Consider the following 16,081-nt stretch of genomic DNA (forward strand, 5'->3'; position numbering starts at 1 on the left):
CATGCGAACTCAGGTCGGGATCATCGGGGCGGGGCCGGCCGGCCTGCTGCTCTCCCATCTGCTGCACCTGCGCGGGATCGAGTCGGTCGTGCTGGAACGCCGGAGCAGGGAGTACGTCGAGCGGCGGGTGCGGGCGGGGGTGCTCGAACAGGGCACGGTGGACACGCTCGTCGAGGCGGGGGTGGGCGAGCGGCTGAAGCGGGAGGGTCTCCCCCACCACGGCATCGAGTTGCGGTACGGCGGAGCGGGCCACCGGATCGCCTTCGAGCGGCTGGTGCCCGGCCGGTGCATCACCGTGTACGGCCAGCAGGAGGTGGTCAAGGACCTCATCGCGGCGCGGCTCGCGGCCGGGGGCGACGTCCGCTTCGAGGTGGACGACGTGGCCCTGCACGACATCGGCACCGACCGGCCCTCCCTCACCTTCGGCGGCGAGCGGCTGGACTGCGACGTGATCGCGGGCTGCGACGGCTTCCACGGCGTGTCCCGCGACTCGATCCCGGGCGGCGTGCTGACCGAGCATCGCCGGGACTACCCGTTCGCCTGGCTCGGGATCCTCGCCCGGGTGAAGCCGTCGTCGGAGGAGCTGATCTACGCGCGGACCGAGCGCGGCTTCGCCCTGCACAGCATGCGCTCCCCGGAGATCAGCCGCTTCTACCTCCAGGTGGCCCCGGACGAGGACGTCGCCGCCTGGCCCGACGAGCGGATCTGGGCCGAGCTGCGAACCCGGCTGGAGACCGTGCCCGGCTTCGCCCTGGCGACCGGTGAGATCATCGAGAGGAGCGTCACGCCCATGCGGAGCTTCGTGGCCGAGCCCATGCAGTACGGCAGGCTGTTCCTGGCCGGGGACGCGGCCCACATCGTGCCGCCGACCGGCGCGAAGGGGCTCAACCTGGCGGTGGCCGACGTGCGGGTGCTGACCGAGGCGCTGGCCCGGTTCTTCGCGAGCGGCTCGGCGGAGGCGCTGGACGGCTACTCGCGGGCCTGCCTGCCCCGGGTGTGGCGGGCACAGCACTTCTCGTGGTGGATGACGACGCTGCTGCACACCTTCGACTCCGACGACGCCTACGCCCGGCGGCTGCAGACCTCCCATCTCGACTACGTCGCCTCCTCGGACGCGGCGGGTACGACGCTGGCGGAGAACTACGTGGGCCTGCCGTACGAGGAGAGCCTGTGAACAAGGTGGTGGGGAGCGCGGCGGAGGCGGTGGCCGGCGTCGGCGAGGGCGCGTCGCTCGCCGTGGGCGGTTTCGGGCTGTCCGGTGTGCCGTCGGTGCTGATCCGCGCGGTGCTGGAGCGCGGTGTCGGCGGGCTGCACGTCGTGTCGAACAACTGCGGCACCAACGGCGGCGGCAGCGGGCAGGGCCTCGGAGAGCTGCTGGCCGCCGGCCGGATCGCCCGCGTCATCGGCTCGTACATCGGGGAGAACAAGGAGTTCGCCCGGCAGTATCTGGCGGGCGAGGTCGAGGTCGAGCTGATCCCGCAGGGCACGCTGGCCGAGCGGCTGCGGGCCGGCGGCTGCGGCATCCCGGCCTTCTACACCCCGGCGGGGGTGGGGACGATGGTCGCCGAGGGCGGGCTGCCCTGGCGCCACCACCCCGACGGCAGCGTGGCCGTGGCCTCGCCGCCGAAGGAGGTGCGCGAGTTCGACGGCGTGCCGTACGTGCTGGAGCGCGGCATCGTGACCGACTTCGCGCTGGTCAGGGCGGCGAAGGGGGACGCGTACGGCAACCTCGTCTTCGCCAAGGCGGCGCGCAACTTCAACCCGCTCGCGGCGATGGCGGGCCGGGTGACGATCGCGGAGGTCGAGGAGCTGTGCGAGCTCGACCCCGACGAGGTGCACCTGCCGGGGGTGTTCGTGCGGCGGGTGCTGCCGCTCACTCCGGAGCAGGCCGCCGACAAGGGTGTCGAGAAGCGGACCGTCACCTCGGCTGTGAGGGAGGTCTAGATGGCCTGGACCCGTGACGAGATGGCCGCGCGGGCGGCCCGTGAGCTGCCCGACGGCGGCTACGTCAACCTGGGGATCGGGCTGCCGACGCTGATCCCCGCTCACCTGGACGGCCGGCGCGTGGTGATCCACTCGGAGAACGGCGTGCTCGGCGTCGGCCCCTACCCCGCCGAGGACGAGGTCGACCCCGACCTGATCAACGCGGGCAAGGAGACGATCACCGTGCTGCCCGGGGCGGCGTTCTTCGACTCGTCGCTGTCGTTCGGGATGATCCGCGGCGGGCACATCGACGTCGCCGTGCTCGGCGCGATGCAGGTGTCGGCCCGCGGCGACCTCGCCAACTGGGCCGTCCCCGGCAAGATGATCAAAGGGATGGGCGGCGCGATGGACCTGGTCCACGGCGCGAGGCGGCTGGTCGTGCTGATGGAGCACACCGCGAAGGACGGCACGCCGAAGATCGTGCCGGAGTGCACGCTGCCGCTGACCGGCCGGGCGTGCGTCCACCGGATCATCACCGACCTCGCCGTGGTCGACGTGACCGCCGGCGGCCTGCGGCTGGCGGAGACCGCGCCGGGCGTCAGCGCCGGCGAGGTGCGGGCGAAGACGGGAGCCGAGATCTCATGAAGGACGTGTTCGTCGCGGACGCCGTACGGACCCCGATCGGGAGGTACGGCGGCGCGCTCGCCGGGATCCGCCCCGACGACCTGGCGGCCGGGGTGATCAGAGCGCTGCTCGCCCGCGCCCCCGGCCTCGACCCGGAGCGCGTCGACGATGTGGTCCTCGGCGCGGCCAACGGCGCCGGGGAGGACAACCGCAACGTGGGCCGGATGGCCGCGCTGCTGGCCGGGCTGCCGGTCACCGTCCCCGGGGCGACCGTCAACCGCCTGTGCGCCTCCGGCCTGGAGGCGGTGATCCAGGCGGCCAGGGCGGTGGCCTGCGGCGACGCCTCCGTGGTGGTGGCGGGCGGGGTCGAGTCGATGAGCCGCGCGCCCTGGGTGCTGCCCAAGCCCGAGCGCGGCTTCCCCCGGGGCCACGAGCAGCTCTACTCCACGACCCTCGGCTGGCGGATGGTCAACCCCGAGATGCCGGAGCGGTGGACGGTCTCCCTCGGCGAGGCGACCGAGCAGCTCGCCCGCGGCCGCGGCGTGAGTCGCGAGGAGCAGGACGCCTTCGCCGTGCGCAGCCACCGCCGGGCCGCCGCCGCCTGGCGGGACGGCCTGTTCGGCGCCGAGATCGTCCCACTGGAGGAGCTGACCCGCGACGAGACGATCAGGGACGACACGTCCGCCGAGGCGCTGGCCCGGCTGAAGCCCGCCTTCGCCGCCGACGGCACGATCACCGCGGGCAACTCCTCGGCGCTCAACGACGGCGCCGCCGCACTGCTGATCACGGACGCCGACGGCCTCGCCGCGCACGGCCTGCGCCCGCTCGCCCGGGTGGTGTCCACCGGGGTCGCGGGTGTGGACCCGGCCGACTTCGGCATCGGGCCCGTCCCCGCGGTCGCCAGGGCCCTGGACCGGGCCGGGCTCGGTCTCGCCGACCTGGCCTCCGTCGAAATCAACGAGGCGTTCGCCGCGCAGGTGCTCGCCTGCCTCGGCGAGTGGAAGGATCTCGACCCCGAGGTCGTCAACCCGCAGGGCGGCGCGATCGCGATCGGGCACCCGCTCGGCTGCTCGGGCGCGCGCCTCGCGGGCACCCTGGCCCACCGTCTCTCCCGCACCGGCGGGTACGGCGTGGCGACCCTGTGCGTCGGCGTCGGACAGGGACTGGCCCTCATCCTCGAAGGAACATCATGACCCAGCCGCCCTACCTGTATCCCGGCTACGCGAGCACGGTCCTGCGCGCGCCCTCCCACGCCCCGCTCCCGATGAAGGACGACCCGGAGGCGGCCGAAGTGACCGGCCCGGTCTTCGGGCACGAGGACGTGGACCCGCACGACGCCGACCTGACCACCGGGCACGCGGGCGAACCGCTCGGCGAGCGGATCATCGTCACCGGGCGGATCCTCGACTCCTCGGGCCGGCCGGTGCCGCGCACGCTGGTGGAGATCTGGCAGGCCAACGCGGCCGGCCGGTACGCCCATCCGGTCGACCGGCACCCGGCGCCGCTCGACCCCAACTTCACCGGCGCGGGCCGGTGCCTGACCGACGACGAGGGACGCTACCGGTTCGTCACGATCAAGCCGGGGGCCTATCCCTGGCGCAACCATCCCAACGCCTGGCGGCCGGCGCACATCCACTTCTCGGTCTTCGGCACCGCGTTCACCCAGCGCCTGGTGACGCAGATGTACTTCCCCGGCGACCCGTTGTTCGCGTTCGACCCGATCTTCCAGTCCGTCCCGGACCCGGCCGCCCGCGAACGGCTCGTCTCCGCCTTCGACCTCGACGTCACCGAGCCGGAGTGGGCGCTCGGCTACCGCTGGGACGTCGTGCTGGGCCGTACGCCGCTGGAGACGCCGCAGGAGGACGCGTGACCACTCCCTCGCAGACCGTCGGGCCGTTCTTCGGGTTCGCCCTGCCGTACAAGGGCGGCTGGGAGCTCGTGCCCGAGGGGCATCCGGGCGCGGTCACGATCACCGGCCGGGTGCTGGACGGCGCGGGCGAGCCGGTGCCCGACGCGCTGCTGGAGCTCTGGACCGGCGAGCCCGGGGGGTTCGGGCCGCGGGGTTCCGGCAGCGCCGGTTCCGGCGGTGGCGCGTTCCGTGGGGACGGTTCCGGCAGGGACGGTTCCGGCGGGGGTGCGTTCGGCGGGGGCGGCTTCGGCCGGTGCGCCACCGAGCCTGACGGCTCCTACCGGTTCCGCGCCGCCCCGCCCGCCCGGCCGTACCTTCCCCTGCTGGTCTTCGCCCGGGGGCTGCTGAAGCCGGTGCGGACCCGCGTCTACCTCGCCGACGTGCCCGATCCCCTGCTCGGCTCGCTGGAGCCGGACCGCCGCGCGACGTTGCTCGCCCGCGCGGACGGGAAGGACGCCTACCGGTTCGACGTACGGCTGCAGGGTGAGCGGGAGACGGTCTTCCTTGACTTCTGACGCGAGTTCCGAGGCGGATGCCGGCACAGGCGCCGATCAGGGGCTGCTCTCCCCCGTCCGGGCGGGCACGGCGGTCGAGGCGGTCACCGGCGACGCCGCCTGGTTGCGGGCGATGCTGGAGGCGGAGGTGTGCCTCGCGCGGGCGCAGGCCCGCCTCGGCGTCGTCCCCGAGCACGCCGCCGCCGCGATCCGCGAGGCGGCCCGTTTCCTCGGCGGGGAGGACGGCTACGACGTGGCCGGGCTCGCCCGGCGGGCCAGGGACGCCGGCAACCCCGTCGTACCACTGGTCGAGGACCTGCGCGCCGCCGCCGGGGACGCGCGGAGGTGGGTGCATCACGGCGCGACCAGCCAGGACGTGCTCGACACGGCGGCGATGCTGGTGGCGGCGCGGGCCCGCGCGGTGATCCTGCCGCACCTGGACCAGGTGCTCGCCGCGCTCGCCCGGCTGGCCGCCGAGCACCGCGACACCCCGATGGCCGGGCGCACGCTCATGCAGCGGGCGGTGCCCACGACGTTCGGCCTGAAGGCCGCCGGGTGGCTGCTCGGCTGCCGGGACGCCCGTGACCGCCTCGCGGCGGTGCGGCCGCCGGTCCAGCTCGGCGGCGCGGCCGGGACGATGGCCGGGTACGGCGAGCGGGCCCTGGAGCTCCTGCCGCTCTTCGCCGCCGAGACAGGGCTGGCCGAGCCGGTGCTGCCCTGGCACACCTCGCGCGCCCCGGTCACGGATCTCGCCGCCGCGCTCGCCGCCGTCGCCGGGGCGCTCGGCAAACTCGCCGTCGACGTGATCCTGCTGGCGCAGAGCGAGGTGGGCGAGGTCGCCGAGCCCGCCGCGCCGGGGCGGGGCGGCTCGTCGGCGATGGCGCACAAGCGCAACCCCGTGCTCGCCACCATGATCAGGTCGGCGGCGCTGCAGGTGCCCGCCCTCGCGCAGATCCTGCTGGCGTCGCGGGTCGCCGAGCACGAGCGGCCCGCCGGAGGCTGGCACGCCGAATGGCAGCCGCTCCGCGAGTGCCTGCGCCTCGCCGGCGGGGCGGCGGAGACGGCCGCCGAGCTGACCGAGGGCCTGGAGGTGTTCCCCGGCCGCATGCGGCAGAATCTCGACGAGCTGCTCGCCGTGCTGCGCGAGCATGGGGAGGACACCGGGACCGGGCCGGTCCCCGCCCTGGTGGACCGCGCCCTGCGGTTCCATGCCGGGAAGTTCCCTGCCCCGGAGTTCCACACGAGGAAAGACGGATGATCCCGCACCACCGATTCGACGGCCCGCCGGGCGCCCCGGTCATTGTGCTCGGCCCGTCGCTGGGCACGACGCTCGACCTGTGGGAGCCCCAGCTCGCGGCGCTCACCCGCACCTGGCGGGTGCTCCGCTACGACCTGCCCGGCCACGGCGGCTCCCCCGCCGCCTCTCCCGGCCTCACTCGCGGCCTCACTCACGGCCTCACTCACGGCCTCACCGTGGACGATCTCGCCGCCGGGGTGCTGGCGCTGCTCGACCGCCACGGCCTGGCCCAGGGAGACCGCCGCGTGGCGTACGCGGGGGTGTCGCTGGGCGGGGCCGTCGGGACCGCACTCGCGTTGCGCGCGCCGGACCGGATCGCGAGCCTGGTGCTGTGCTGCACCTCCGCCCGGTTCGGCACCGCGGAGAGCTGGCGCGAACGCGCCGCGCTGGTGCGTGCGGAAGGCACGAAACCCCTGGTGGAGACGACCCGGTCGCGGTGGTTCACGGCGGGCTTCCCCGGCGCCGAGCGCTACCTCGGCATGCTGCGCGGCACCGATCCCGAGGGGTACGCCGCCTGCTGCGACGCCCTGGCGGCCTTCGACGTCCGCGACCGACTCGGGGACGTCCGTGCGCCCACGCTGGTGATCGCCGGAGCCGAGGATCCCGCGACCCCGCCCGCGCACGCCGAGGTCCTGGCCGAGGGCATCCCGGACGCCACGCTGCTGGTGGTGCCGGGGGCGGCCCACCTGGCCACCGCCGAACGGCCGGACGTCGTCACCGAGGCGATCGTCCGGCACCTGACCACGACCACCTCCCGGAGGACGGCATGAGCGACGACGACGGCATGCGGGTGCGGCGGGAGGTGCTGGGCGACGCGCACGTGGACCGGGCCCAGGCGGCGACCACCGAGTTCACCGCCGACTTCCAGGACCTCATCACCCGGTACGCCTGGGGCGAGATCTGGACCCGGCCCGGCCTCGACCGCAGGACCCGCAGCTGCGTCACGCTCACCGCCCTCGTGGCCCGGGGACAGCTCGACGAGCTGGCCATGCACGTGCGGGCCGCGCGGCGCAACGGGCTCACCACCGACGAGATCAAGGAGGTCCTGCTGCAGACCGCGATCTACTGCGGGGTGCCCGCCGCCAACGCCGCCTTCGCCGTCGCCCAGCGCGTGCTGGCGGAGCAAACAGGAGAGGATTCGGGGAAGGGCGCCACATGACGTTCCTCGTGACGGGCGAGAGCCTCGTCGATTTGATCGGCGCGCCGGGGTCGTGGACCTTCACCGCCGTGCCCGGCGGCAGCCCGCTCAACGTGGCGGTGGCGCTGGCCGCGCTGGGCCGCCCGGTGCGGTTCGCCGGGGAGACCGGCGACGACTTCTTCGGCGGCCTGCTCCGCGACCACCTGACCCGCCACGGGATCGGCACCGGCGATCTCGCCCCGGCGGCGGCGACCGGCCTCGCCTTCGCCCGGGTGGGCGCGGACGGCTCGGCGTCGTACGACTTCCGCTTCGAGTGGCGGTTGTCCGCCCCGGTCGCGCTCGACGGGGTGACCTGCCTGCACACCGGCTCCCTGGCCACCCTCGTGTCCCCGGGCGGCGCCCACGTCAGGGCCCTGATGCGGGCCGCGAAGGCGGCGGGCGTCACGGTCTCCTACGACCCGAACATCCGGCCGTCGCTGGCCGGCGACCACGCCGAGGCCGTGGCCCTGACCGAGGAGTGCGTACGGCTGTCGCGCCTGGTGAAGGTGAGCGCCGAGGACCTCGACTGGCTCTACCCAGGCGAGCCCGGCCTCAACGTGGCGCGGCGGTGGGCCGGGCTCGGCCCCGAGCTGGTAGTGGTCACCCGGGGCGGCGACGGCGCGGCAGCGGTGCTGCGTGCCGGGCTCCCAGGCGACGGGCTTGCCGGCGACCGGTTTCCAAGCGACGGGACTCCAGGCGGCCGGACCCCAGGTGACGGAGCTCCGAGCGGCGAGGTGATCACCTGCCCGGCCCCGGCCGTCGAGGTCGTGGACACGGTCGGCGCGGGCGACACCTTCACCGCCGCCTACCTCGACGCCCTGCACGACGAGACGCCGCACCACGACACGCTGCACGACGGCGCCCTCACCCCCGCGCGGGTGGCCGAGGCGCTGCGGCGCGGCTGCGCCGCCGCGGCGATCGTGTGCACCCGCGCCGGCGCGGTCCCGCCCACCCGGGCGGAGGTGAATTCGTTCTCCCTGGGTACGGGTCTGTCCCGAGCCGAGGAGGGACATACATGATCGAAATCGTCGCCGTCGGCACCCCCTCGCTGGGCGACCGCAGCTACCTCGTCACCGACGGGGAGGTCGCCTTCGTCGTGGACCCGCAGCGGGACGTCGACCGGATGCTCCGCCTCGCCGAACGGCGCGGCGTCGAGATCCGCGACGTCTTCGAGACCCACGTGCACAACGACTACGTCACCGGCGGGCCCGCCCTGGCCGCGGCGACCGGTGCGGACTACCACGTCAACGCGGCCGACCCGGTGGCGTTCGATCACCGGCCCGTCGAGGACGGCGACGTGATCGAGGCCGGGGCCATGCGCCTGCGCGCGCTGGCCACCCCCGGCCACACCTTCACCCACCTGTCGTACGCGCTGGAGGTCCCGGGCCGGCCGCCCGCGGTCTTCACGGGAGGCTCGCTGCTCTACGGCGCGACCGGGCGGCCCGACCTGCTCGGCCCCGAGCACACCGGCACGCTGGTGCGGGCCCAGTACGCCTCGGCCCATCGCCTCGCCCGCGAACTGCCCCCGGAGACGGAGGTCTACCCCACGCACGGCTTCGGGAGTTTCTGCTCGTCCACCCAGTCGGAGGAGGCCACCGAGTCGACGATCGGCCTGGAGTCGAAGACCAACCCGGTCCTGACGCGGGGCGAGGAGGAGTACGCCGAGTCGCTGCTCGCCGGGCTGGACGCCTACCCGGCGTACTACGCGCACATGGCGGCGCTCAACCTGGCCGGGCCGGAGGCGCCCGACCTGTCCCCGCCGCACCGGGCCGGGGCCGCCGAGTTGCGCCGCCGCCTGCGGGACGGCGAGTGGGTGGTCGACCTGCGGTCCCGGACGGCGTTCGCGGCGGGCCACCTGCCGGGGGCGCTCAATTTCGGGCTCGACGGCAGCTTCGCCGTCTACCTGGGCTGGCTGATCCCCTGGGGCACCCCGGTGACGCTGCTCGGCGAGACGCCGGAGGACGTGGCGGAGGCGCAACGCGAACTGGTGCGGATCGGCGTCGACCGCCCGGCCGCGGCCGCCACGGGGGGCCCGGCCGACTGGGTCTGTGCCGGTGGGGAGAAGCCCGCGGCCCTGCCGACGGCGACGTTCGCCGACCTGTCCGCCGTGCGCCGCGAGCGGCCGGTCGTGGTCCTCGACGTGCGCCGCGAGGCGGAGTGGCGTGAGTCGCACGTGCCCGGGGCGGTCAACATCCCGCTGCACGACCTGCCCGCCCGGCTCGGCGAGGTGCCGCCCGGCGAGGTGTGGGCGCACTGCGCGACCGGCTACCGGGCGGCCATCGCCGCCTCCCTGCTCTCCGCCGCGGGCCGCGAGGTCGTCGCCGTCGACGACACCTACACTCCCCCGCCAGAGTGATAGGGACCGGGTGACACGGACCAGGTGATTCGTACTGCCGGGAAGCAGACGTTCCACCCTGCGCGTCCCGGCCGCGGGGGACCATAATGGCCGCCATGGCGGGAATATGGGCACTGGGGTTCACCGCCCTCCTGCTGCTCGCGCCGGCGTCGGCGGCACACAGCGGGTCCGAGTGGGCCGTTCTGGCCGTCGCGGGGCTGTCGTTCGCGGGCGCGGTGCTCACCTTCCGCCGTCCCCCGCCGTCCCTACGGTTCCTGCCGATGGCGCTGGCCGGGCTGCTCGCGGTGGCCGCGGTCGCGGCGAACGCCGCCTACGAGGCGACGGAGTGGCGGACGCTCTTCTCCCTGCTCGCGGTGGCCGTGGGGGTCGTCGCGCCGCTCCGCGTGGCGCCCTGGCTCGTCGCCGCCACGGCCGTGCTGTCCGCGGCCGTGGTGCTGGCCCGGGGCGGCTCCTTCGACTCCGCCCTGTGGGGCACCGCGCTGACCACCACGCTCGCGGGGATCACGGCGTACGGCTTCCGCCGGATGGGCCAGATCATCGGGGAGCTCGCCCGCACCCGGGAGCAGCTCGCCGCCGCCGCCGTCTCGGCCGAGCGGCTGCGCTTCTCCCGCGACCTGCACGACCTGCTCGGGCACACGCTCTCGATGGTGGTCGTGAAGGCCGAGGCGGTGCGCCGGCTGGCCCCGCGCGACGTCGCGGCGGCGGTGCGGCACGCCGAGGACATCGAGGCGATCGGGCGGCAGGCGCTGACGGAGGTGCGCGAGGCGGTCACGGGCTACCGGGACGCGAGCCTCGCGTACGAGCTGGACACCGCCCGGGCGGCGCTCGCCGCGGCCGGCATCGACTGCGAGGTGCGGGAGTCGGGGCCCGCGCTGCCCCGGGAGGCCGACGTGCTGCTGAGCTGGGTCGTCCGGGAGGGGGTCACGAACGTCGTGCGGCACTCCGGCGCGCGGCGCTGCGTCATCACGCTCCGCCGCGACCGCGACCCGGTGCTGGTGGAGGTCAGCGACGACGGCGCCCCCGCCACCGACAGCGCGGGCGGGGAGGCCGGGGAGGTCCGGGAGCAGGACGGCAGCGGCCTGCGCGGGCTGCGCGAGCGCCTGGCCGCCGCGGGCGGGCGGCTGCGGGCCACCCGGCTGCCCCGGGGGTTCGTCCTCGCCGCCGAGATCCCGCGCCTCGGCGGAGACGAGGGCCCGTGACGGAACCCATGGCCCAGCCTTCGACTCCGCCCGTGACACGCGTGCTGATCGCCGAGGACCAGGCGATGATGCGCGACGCGCTCGCCGTCCTGCTCGACCTGGAGGACGACTTCGAGGTCGTCGCGCAGGTCGCGAGCGGAGACGAGATCGTGCCCGCCGCGCTGCGGACGGAGCCCGGCGTGGCCCTGCTCGACATCGAGATGCCGGGCGGCGGCGGGCTCGACGCGACCGCCGGGCTGCGGGCGGCGCTGCCCTCGTGCGCCGTGGTCATCGTGACCACGTTCGGACGGCCCGGCTACCTGCGCCGGGCGCTGGACGCGGGCGCCCGCGGCTTCGTGGTGAAGGACCGGCCCGTCGGCGAGCTGGCCCAGGCGATCCGGCGGGTGCTGGCGGGCGAGATCGTGGTCGACCCCGCCCTGGCCGCCGCCGCCCTCAGCGCCGGGCCGAGCCCGCTGACGCCGCGCGAGCGTGAGGTGCTCGTCGCGGCGGCCGACGGCTCGACGGCCGCCGACATCTCCCGCCGCCTCCACCTGTCGGAGAGCACCGTACGCAACCACCTGTCGTCGTGCATCGCCAAGACCGGCACCCGCAACCGCATGGAGGCCGTCCGGGCCGCCCGCCACAGCGGCTGGCTCTGACCGGTCCGGTCAGGGCCGGACCGCGCGGCCTGTTGCCGGGGGGTGGGCCGCGGCGTAGCGTTGACGTCCGCCGCACGTGAAAGACGCACCTGTACGCACCTGACGCGACGTTACCTGGCACGTGGAGGTTGGCATGAGCACTCCCGGCACGACGTCCGGCACGACCGTCGTCGACCTGTTCGACCCGCAACTGGCGAGCGACCCGTTCAGGGGCTACTCGCGGCTGCGGGAGCAGGCCCCGATGACGCGCGGTTCCTTCCCCGGCCTGAGCTCCCCCATCTGGATCGTCATGCGGTACGAGGACGTGAGGACGGTGCTGAGCGACCGCCGGTTCGTCAACAACCCGGCCAACGTGCCGGGCGCGGACGTGCAGAACATCCGCGAGGATCTCATCGAGGCCCGGGGCATCCCGCGTGAGTACGCGCCCTACATCCTCGACTCGGTCCTCGACGCCGACGGCGACGACCACCTGAGACTGCGCAGGCTGGTCTCCCGCGCCTTCACCGCGCGCCGCGTGGCGGAGCTGCGCCCCCGGGTGGAGGCGATCACGGAGGACCTGCTCGACCGGCTCCCCGGCCACGCCGAGGACGGCGTCGTGGATCTGATCGAGCACTTCGCCTATCCCCTGCCGATCACCGTCATCTGCGAGCTGGTCGGCATCCCGGAGGAGGACCGCCCGCGGTGGCGGGAGTGGGGCAGGGGCCTCTTCTCACTGGAGCCGGGGGCGGCGAGCAAGCCGCTGCGGGCCATCGTCGACTACATCCACGACCTCGTCGGCCGCCGTCGCGCCGAGCCCACCGGCGACCTGCTCACCGGCCTGATCCGGGCCCACGACGAGGACGGCGACCGGCTGTCGGACACCGAACTGGTCACGATGGTCCTCACGCTCGTCCTCGCCGGGCACGAGACCACCGCCCATCTGATCGGCAACGGGACCGCCGCCCTGCTGACCCACCCCGACCAGCTCGCCGCGCTGCGGGACGACCCCGGGCTGCTGCCGCGCGCCGTGCACGAGCTCATGCGCTGGTGCGGGCCCGTGCAGGGCACCCGCATCAGGTACGCCTCCGAGGACGTGCCGATCGGCGACCTGACCGTGCGGCGGGGTGAACCGGTGATGGCGGTCCTGGTGTCGGCCAACTACGACCCCCGCCGCTTCGACGACCCCGAACGGCTCGACGTCACGCGGGAGTCCGACGGCCACAAGGAGGTCCATGTCGGCTTCGGCCACGGCCTGCACTACTGCCTGGGCGCCGCGCTGGCCCGGCAGGAGGGCGAGGTGGCCTTCGGCGCCCTCCTGCGCCGTCACCCCCGCCTCGCGCTCGCGGTCGCGCCGGAGGATCTCAGCCGCCAGTTCCTGCCGTTCTCCTGGCGCCTCGCCCGCCTCCCCGTACGCCTGGGGTAGGACGGGCGGGACAGTCAGCCGATCAACCCTGGCCGGCGATGAGCGGCTCCAGGGTCAGGCCCTCGTGCTCGCGCTGGATCGACCGCATGCGCCACTGGTCGGTGAACACCGCGAGCAGGGCCTGGTCCCGGCCGCGCATGAGCACCTCCGCGCCGCGCTGGCGGCGCAGCACCTCGGCCGACTCGGCGTCGGTGCGGCGGGCCAGGGTGTACTCCAGCCGGTCCAGCACGATCTCCGCGCCGAACTCGGCGGCGAGGCGGTGCTGCACGACCTCGAACTGCATGGGCCCGACCGCCGCCAGCACGGGCGCCTGGTCGCCCCGCAGGTCGGAGCGCAGCACCTGGATCACGCCCTCGCCGTCGAGCTGGTCGACGCCCCGGCGGAACTGCTTGGCCTTGGCGGTGCTGCGGGAGCGGGCCACGGCGAAGTGCTCGGGGGCGAAGCTCGGGATCGGCGGGAACTCCACCGCCGCGCCCTCGTAGAGGGTGTCGCCGGGGCGCAGGGCGGTCGCGTTCACCAGCCCGACGACGTCCCCGGGGAAGGCCTCGTCGATGGTGGCGCGCTCCTGGCCGAACACCGACTGGGCGTACTTGGTGGCGAACGGCCGTCCGGTCGCGGCGTGGGTGAGCACCATCCCGCGCTCGAAGCGGCCGGAGCAGACCCGGACGAACGCGATGCGGTCCCGGTGAGCCGGGTCCATGTTGGCCTGCACCTTGAACACCAGGCCGGCGAACGGCGCGTCCAGCGGCCGGGCCGCGCCCTCGACGTCCGCCCGGGGCGCGGGCGCGGGCGCGAGGTCGACCAGCAGGTCCAGCAGCCGGGCCACGCCGAAGTTGGACAGCGCCGCGCCGAACAGCACCGGCGTCGCCTCGTGCGCCTCGAACGCCTTCTGGTCGTGCTCGGCGCCGATGGCGGCGAGCAGGTCGCTCTCCTCCCGCGCCCGGGTCCAGTCGGCTCCGAGATCGGCCTCCGCCTCCCCCGGCGTCAGCGTGGTCTCCAGCGCCTTGGTGGCGCCGCCCGGGGTGCGGGTGTAGCGGACGGCGCGGCCGTCGATCCGGTCGACCACCCCGTGGAAGTTCCCGGCGGCGCCGATGGGCCAGGTCACCGGGGTGGGCCGCAGGCCGGTCCGCTCCTCGATCTCGTCGAGCAGCTCCAGCGGCTCGCGGCCCGGCCGGTCCCACTTGTTGACGAACGTGATGACCGGGATGCGGCGGTGGCGGCAGACCTCGAACAGCTTCATGGTCTGCGGCTCCATGCCCTTGGCCGCGTCGAGCAGCATCACCGCGCAGTCGACCGCGGCCAGCACGCGGTAGGTGTCCTCGGAGAAGTCGGCGTGCCCGGGGGTGTCGACGAGGTTGAACACGTGTCCGCGGTATTCGAAGCGGAGCGCCGCCGAGGTGATGGAGATGCCGCGGGCGCGCTCCATCTCCATCCAGTCGGACGTCACGCCCCGCCGCCCGGCCTTGCCGTGCACCGCACCGGCCTGGGTGATCGCCGAGGCGTGCAGGGCGAGCGCCTCGGTCATCGTGGACTTTCCGGCGTCCGGGTGGCTGATCACCGCGAAGGTCCGGCGCCGCGCCGCCTCACCCGTGACGGCGCTCATCGCCGCGTCTCCGGCGTGCGGACGCGGGTCGTCGTGGTGTGATCGTGCGATCGAGGCATCCGGGCTCCCAACTGCGGTGAACACCGTAGGTTACCGCGTCCACGGGCACCTCCCACCCCATGACGTCAGGTGGCGGGTTCCCGGTGGGCGGAGGCGACGACGAAGGACTCCAGCCGGTACAGCAGGGCCTCCATCTCACCCTCGGACAGGCGGGTGGTGTCGGCGTTCACCTCCACGCCGAGCGTGCCCTTGTGGCGCATCAGGGCCAGGCAGAAGTCGCAGCTGCGCTGATCGGTGCCGGGGAGCCACTCCAGCTCGGACTCCTCGTCCGCGCGGCCGGCGGCGCCCGGATCCTCGCCGGGGCGCAGGTCGTTGAAGCAGCACGACGGGAACACCGAGACGCCCCGGTCGGCGCTGAGCCGGTCGATCATCTCCTGCATGGCCGGTTTGTCGAACCGGGCGCGCCGATAGGACGCGAGCACCGCCGGATACGCGCTCACGACCGTCTCGGCGAGGCCTCCGCTCGGGCGCAGGGTGAACAGCCCGAGCTGGTTCAGGCTGGTGACCAGGTCCCGGCTCCGGTCGTCGAAGCGGTTGTGCACGATCGGGGTGATCGCGGACACCTCGTGCCCGGTCAGTTCGCGCAGCAGCATGGCGACCGCCACCAGCAGGACGGTGGCGGTGCTGACCCCCGCCTGGCGGGCGAGCACGTACGCGGCGTGGTTCAGCCGGGGCGACGTCAGCACGGCCCGCGCGTACCTCGGCGTGGAGGCCGGCCGGACCGCCTCGGGGAACATGGCGGACGGCACGGTCCGGAGCAGCGCCTCCCACTGCGCGATCGCGCGGTCCGAGCGGGCGGGCGCCGCCCGCTCCTCCCGGACCAGGTCGAGCAGCTGCGACGACGGCGGGCGCGCGATCGCGCCGCGGAGCAGCAGCGTCCGCAGGTCGTTCACCACGACGCCGGCCGCGTGCCAGTCCGCGACGACGTGGTGGATCACGAGGGCCACGTGGGTGACGGCGCCGTCGCAGACCACGAATCCGGCGCGCAGCGGCTGCTCGCCGTCCCCGAAGGACCGCGCGGCCAGGCGGGCGACGAGTGCCGCCGCGACGTCACCCGCCTCGTCGCGGGCCGCCTCGGTCAGCTCGACCGGCAGCGTCCCGGACGCGGCCACCTCCTGGTAGGGACCGTCCGCGCCGAGCCGCACCAGGGACCGCAGGGCGTCGTGCCGTCCCGTCACCTCGGCCAGGGCGGCGGCCACGGCCTCGGGAGGGCGCGGGCCGCCCGCGCGCGGGACGGCGAGGACCCTGGGCACGTTGAAGTAGTGCGCGCTGTCCGGCCCGACCTGCTGGACGGCTCCCCAGATATCCCGCTGTCCCCAGGCGAGCTCCGCTGTACCGGAACGGCTGGAGGCGAAGCCCACCTGAAGCCGCATGGCTCTCCTTCGACGGGGGTGGCCGT

General features: G+C 74.6%; 16 protein-coding genes. 14 read left to right on the forward strand and 2 right to left on the reverse strand.

The features are described 5' to 3' along the window. The first annotated feature begins 1 nt into the window (after position 1). The 14 genes from pobA to F5972_RS16580 all read left to right on the forward strand — a co-directional run bounded on the left by pobA (position 2) and on the right by F5972_RS16580 (position 13,019). Entirely contained in the window at positions 2 to 1,174 is a 1,173-nt protein-coding gene (gene pobA / locus F5972_RS16515; RefSeq protein ID WP_150934355.1) for a 4-hydroxybenzoate 3-monooxygenase, read from the forward strand. Then, entirely contained in the window at positions 1,171 to 1,944 is a 774-nt protein-coding gene (locus F5972_RS16520; RefSeq protein WP_150934356.1) for a CoA transferase subunit A, read from the forward strand. Before pobA ends, F5972_RS16520 begins: the two co-directional genes overlap by 4 nt. Further along, positions 1,945 to 2,568, forward strand: a complete 624-nt coding sequence (locus F5972_RS16525) for a CoA transferase subunit B (protein WP_150934357.1) — start codon at positions 1,945 to 1,947, stop codon at positions 2,566 to 2,568. Beyond that, positions 2,565 to 3,740 (forward strand): thiolase family protein, encoded by a 1,176-nt coding sequence (locus tag F5972_RS16530; RefSeq protein ID WP_150934358.1) that lies wholly within the window; start codon positions 2,565 to 2,567, stop codon positions 3,738 to 3,740. The genes F5972_RS16525 and F5972_RS16530 overlap by 4 nt, the downstream gene beginning before the upstream one ends. Next, complete coding sequence (gene pcaH / locus F5972_RS16535) at positions 3,737 to 4,417, forward strand: protocatechuate 3,4-dioxygenase subunit beta (protein WP_150934359.1); 681 nt, start codon at positions 3,737 to 3,739, stop codon at positions 4,415 to 4,417. The genes F5972_RS16530 and pcaH overlap by 4 nt, the downstream gene beginning before the upstream one ends. Further along, complete coding sequence (locus F5972_RS16540; protein ID WP_150934360.1) at positions 4,414 to 4,971, forward strand: peptidase associated/transthyretin-like domain-containing protein; 558 nt, start codon at positions 4,414 to 4,416, stop codon at positions 4,969 to 4,971. The genes pcaH and F5972_RS16540 overlap by 4 nt, the downstream gene beginning before the upstream one ends. After that, positions 4,961 to 6,208, forward strand: coding sequence for a 3-carboxy-cis,cis-muconate cycloisomerase (gene pcaB / locus F5972_RS16545; RefSeq protein WP_150934361.1), 1,248 nt, complete (start codon positions 4,961 to 4,963; stop codon positions 6,206 to 6,208). The genes F5972_RS16540 and pcaB overlap by 11 nt, the downstream gene beginning before the upstream one ends. Then, complete coding sequence (gene pcaD / locus F5972_RS16550) at positions 6,205 to 7,017, forward strand: 3-oxoadipate enol-lactonase (protein WP_150934362.1); 813 nt, start codon at positions 6,205 to 6,207, stop codon at positions 7,015 to 7,017. The genes pcaB and pcaD overlap by 4 nt, the downstream gene beginning before the upstream one ends. Next, positions 7,014 to 7,406 carry a 4-carboxymuconolactone decarboxylase gene (gene pcaC, locus F5972_RS16555; protein ID WP_150934363.1) on the forward strand — a complete coding sequence of 131 codons (393 nt, stop codon included), beginning with the start codon at positions 7,014 to 7,016 and terminating at the stop codon, positions 7,404 to 7,406. Before pcaD ends, pcaC begins: the two co-directional genes overlap by 4 nt. Then, a complete protein-coding gene (locus F5972_RS16560; RefSeq protein ID WP_150934364.1) occupies positions 7,403 to 8,443 on the forward strand; it encodes a carbohydrate kinase family protein in 1,041 nt (346 codons plus the stop codon). The genes pcaC and F5972_RS16560 overlap by 4 nt, the downstream gene beginning before the upstream one ends. Then, positions 8,440 to 9,780, forward strand: a complete 1,341-nt coding sequence (locus F5972_RS16565) for an MBL fold metallo-hydrolase (protein ID WP_150934365.1) — start codon at positions 8,440 to 8,442, stop codon at positions 9,778 to 9,780. Before F5972_RS16560 ends, F5972_RS16565 begins: the two co-directional genes overlap by 4 nt. Positions 9,781 to 9,875: 95 nt before the next feature. Further along, positions 9,876 to 10,979, forward strand: coding sequence for a sensor histidine kinase (locus F5972_RS37280; RefSeq protein ID WP_225311542.1), 1,104 nt, complete (start codon positions 9,876 to 9,878; stop codon positions 10,977 to 10,979). A gap of 32 nt (positions 10,980 to 11,011) precedes the next feature. Then, positions 11,012 to 11,617, forward strand: coding sequence for a response regulator transcription factor (locus F5972_RS16575; RefSeq protein ID WP_225311543.1), 606 nt, complete (start codon positions 11,012 to 11,014; stop codon positions 11,615 to 11,617). A 133-nt stretch (positions 11,618 to 11,750) separates the two neighbouring features. Then, positions 11,751 to 13,019: a cytochrome P450 family protein gene (locus F5972_RS16580; protein ID WP_150934366.1), complete on the forward strand. Its 1,269-nt coding sequence runs from the start codon at positions 11,751 to 11,753 to the stop codon at positions 13,017 to 13,019. A gap of 22 nt (positions 13,020 to 13,041) precedes the next feature. On the opposite strand, the gene F5972_RS16585 is transcribed toward F5972_RS16580, so the two are convergent. Both F5972_RS16585 and F5972_RS16590 read right to left on the reverse strand, forming a co-directional pair. Beyond that, the gene (locus F5972_RS16585) at positions 13,042 to 14,622 is read right to left on the reverse strand and encodes a peptide chain release factor 3 (protein ID WP_150934367.1); all 1,581 of its coding nucleotides are present in this window, start codon (positions 14,620 to 14,622) and stop codon (positions 13,042 to 13,044) included. Positions 14,623 to 14,747: 125 nt separating this feature from the next. Beyond that, positions 14,748 to 16,055: a condensation domain-containing protein gene (locus tag F5972_RS16590; RefSeq protein ID WP_150934368.1), complete on the reverse strand. Its 1,308-nt coding sequence runs from the start codon at positions 16,053 to 16,055 to the stop codon at positions 14,748 to 14,750. Between the last annotated feature and the right edge of the window lie 26 nt (positions 16,056 to 16,081).

Source organism: Microbispora cellulosiformans, assembly GCF_008728085.1.
GTDB lineage: Bacteria > Actinomycetota > Actinomycetes > Streptosporangiales > Streptosporangiaceae > Microbispora > Microbispora amethystogenes.

What these genes read in the sequence shown, in the direction of transcription:
- pcaH (WP_150934359.1), top strand. Translation starts at nt 3,737, where the DNA reads ATGACCCAGCCGCCCTACCTGTATCCCGGCTACGCGAGCACGGTCCTG.
- pobA (WP_150934355.1), top strand. Translation starts at nt 2, where the DNA reads ATGCGAACTCAGGTCGGGATCATCGGGGCGGGGCCGGCCGGCCTGCTG.
- F5972_RS16525 (WP_150934357.1), top strand. Translation starts at nt 1,945, where the DNA reads ATGGCCTGGACCCGTGACGAGATGGCCGCGCGGGCGGCCCGTGAGCTG.
- F5972_RS16580 (WP_150934366.1), top strand. Translation starts at nt 11,751, where the DNA reads ATGAGCACTCCCGGCACGACGTCCGGCACGACCGTCGTCGACCTGTTC.
- F5972_RS16585 (WP_150934367.1), bottom strand. Translation starts at nt 14,622, where the DNA reads ATGAGCGCCGTCACGGGTGAGGCGGCGCGGCGCCGGACCTTCGCGGTG.
- pcaD (WP_150934362.1), top strand. Translation starts at nt 6,205, where the DNA reads ATGATCCCGCACCACCGATTCGACGGCCCGCCGGGCGCCCCGGTCATT.
- F5972_RS16530 (WP_150934358.1), top strand. Translation starts at nt 2,565, where the DNA reads ATGAAGGACGTGTTCGTCGCGGACGCCGTACGGACCCCGATCGGGAGG.
- F5972_RS16590 (WP_150934368.1), bottom strand. Translation starts at nt 16,055, where the DNA reads ATGCGGCTTCAGGTGGGCTTCGCCTCCAGCCGTTCCGGTACAGCGGAG.
- F5972_RS16565 (WP_150934365.1), top strand. Translation starts at nt 8,440, where the DNA reads ATGATCGAAATCGTCGCCGTCGGCACCCCCTCGCTGGGCGACCGCAGC.
- F5972_RS16560 (WP_150934364.1), top strand. Translation starts at nt 7,403, where the DNA reads ATGACGTTCCTCGTGACGGGCGAGAGCCTCGTCGATTTGATCGGCGCG.
- F5972_RS37280 (WP_225311542.1), top strand. Translation starts at nt 9,876, where the DNA reads ATGGCGGGAATATGGGCACTGGGGTTCACCGCCCTCCTGCTGCTCGCG.
- pcaC (WP_150934363.1), top strand. Translation starts at nt 7,014, where the DNA reads ATGAGCGACGACGACGGCATGCGGGTGCGGCGGGAGGTGCTGGGCGAC.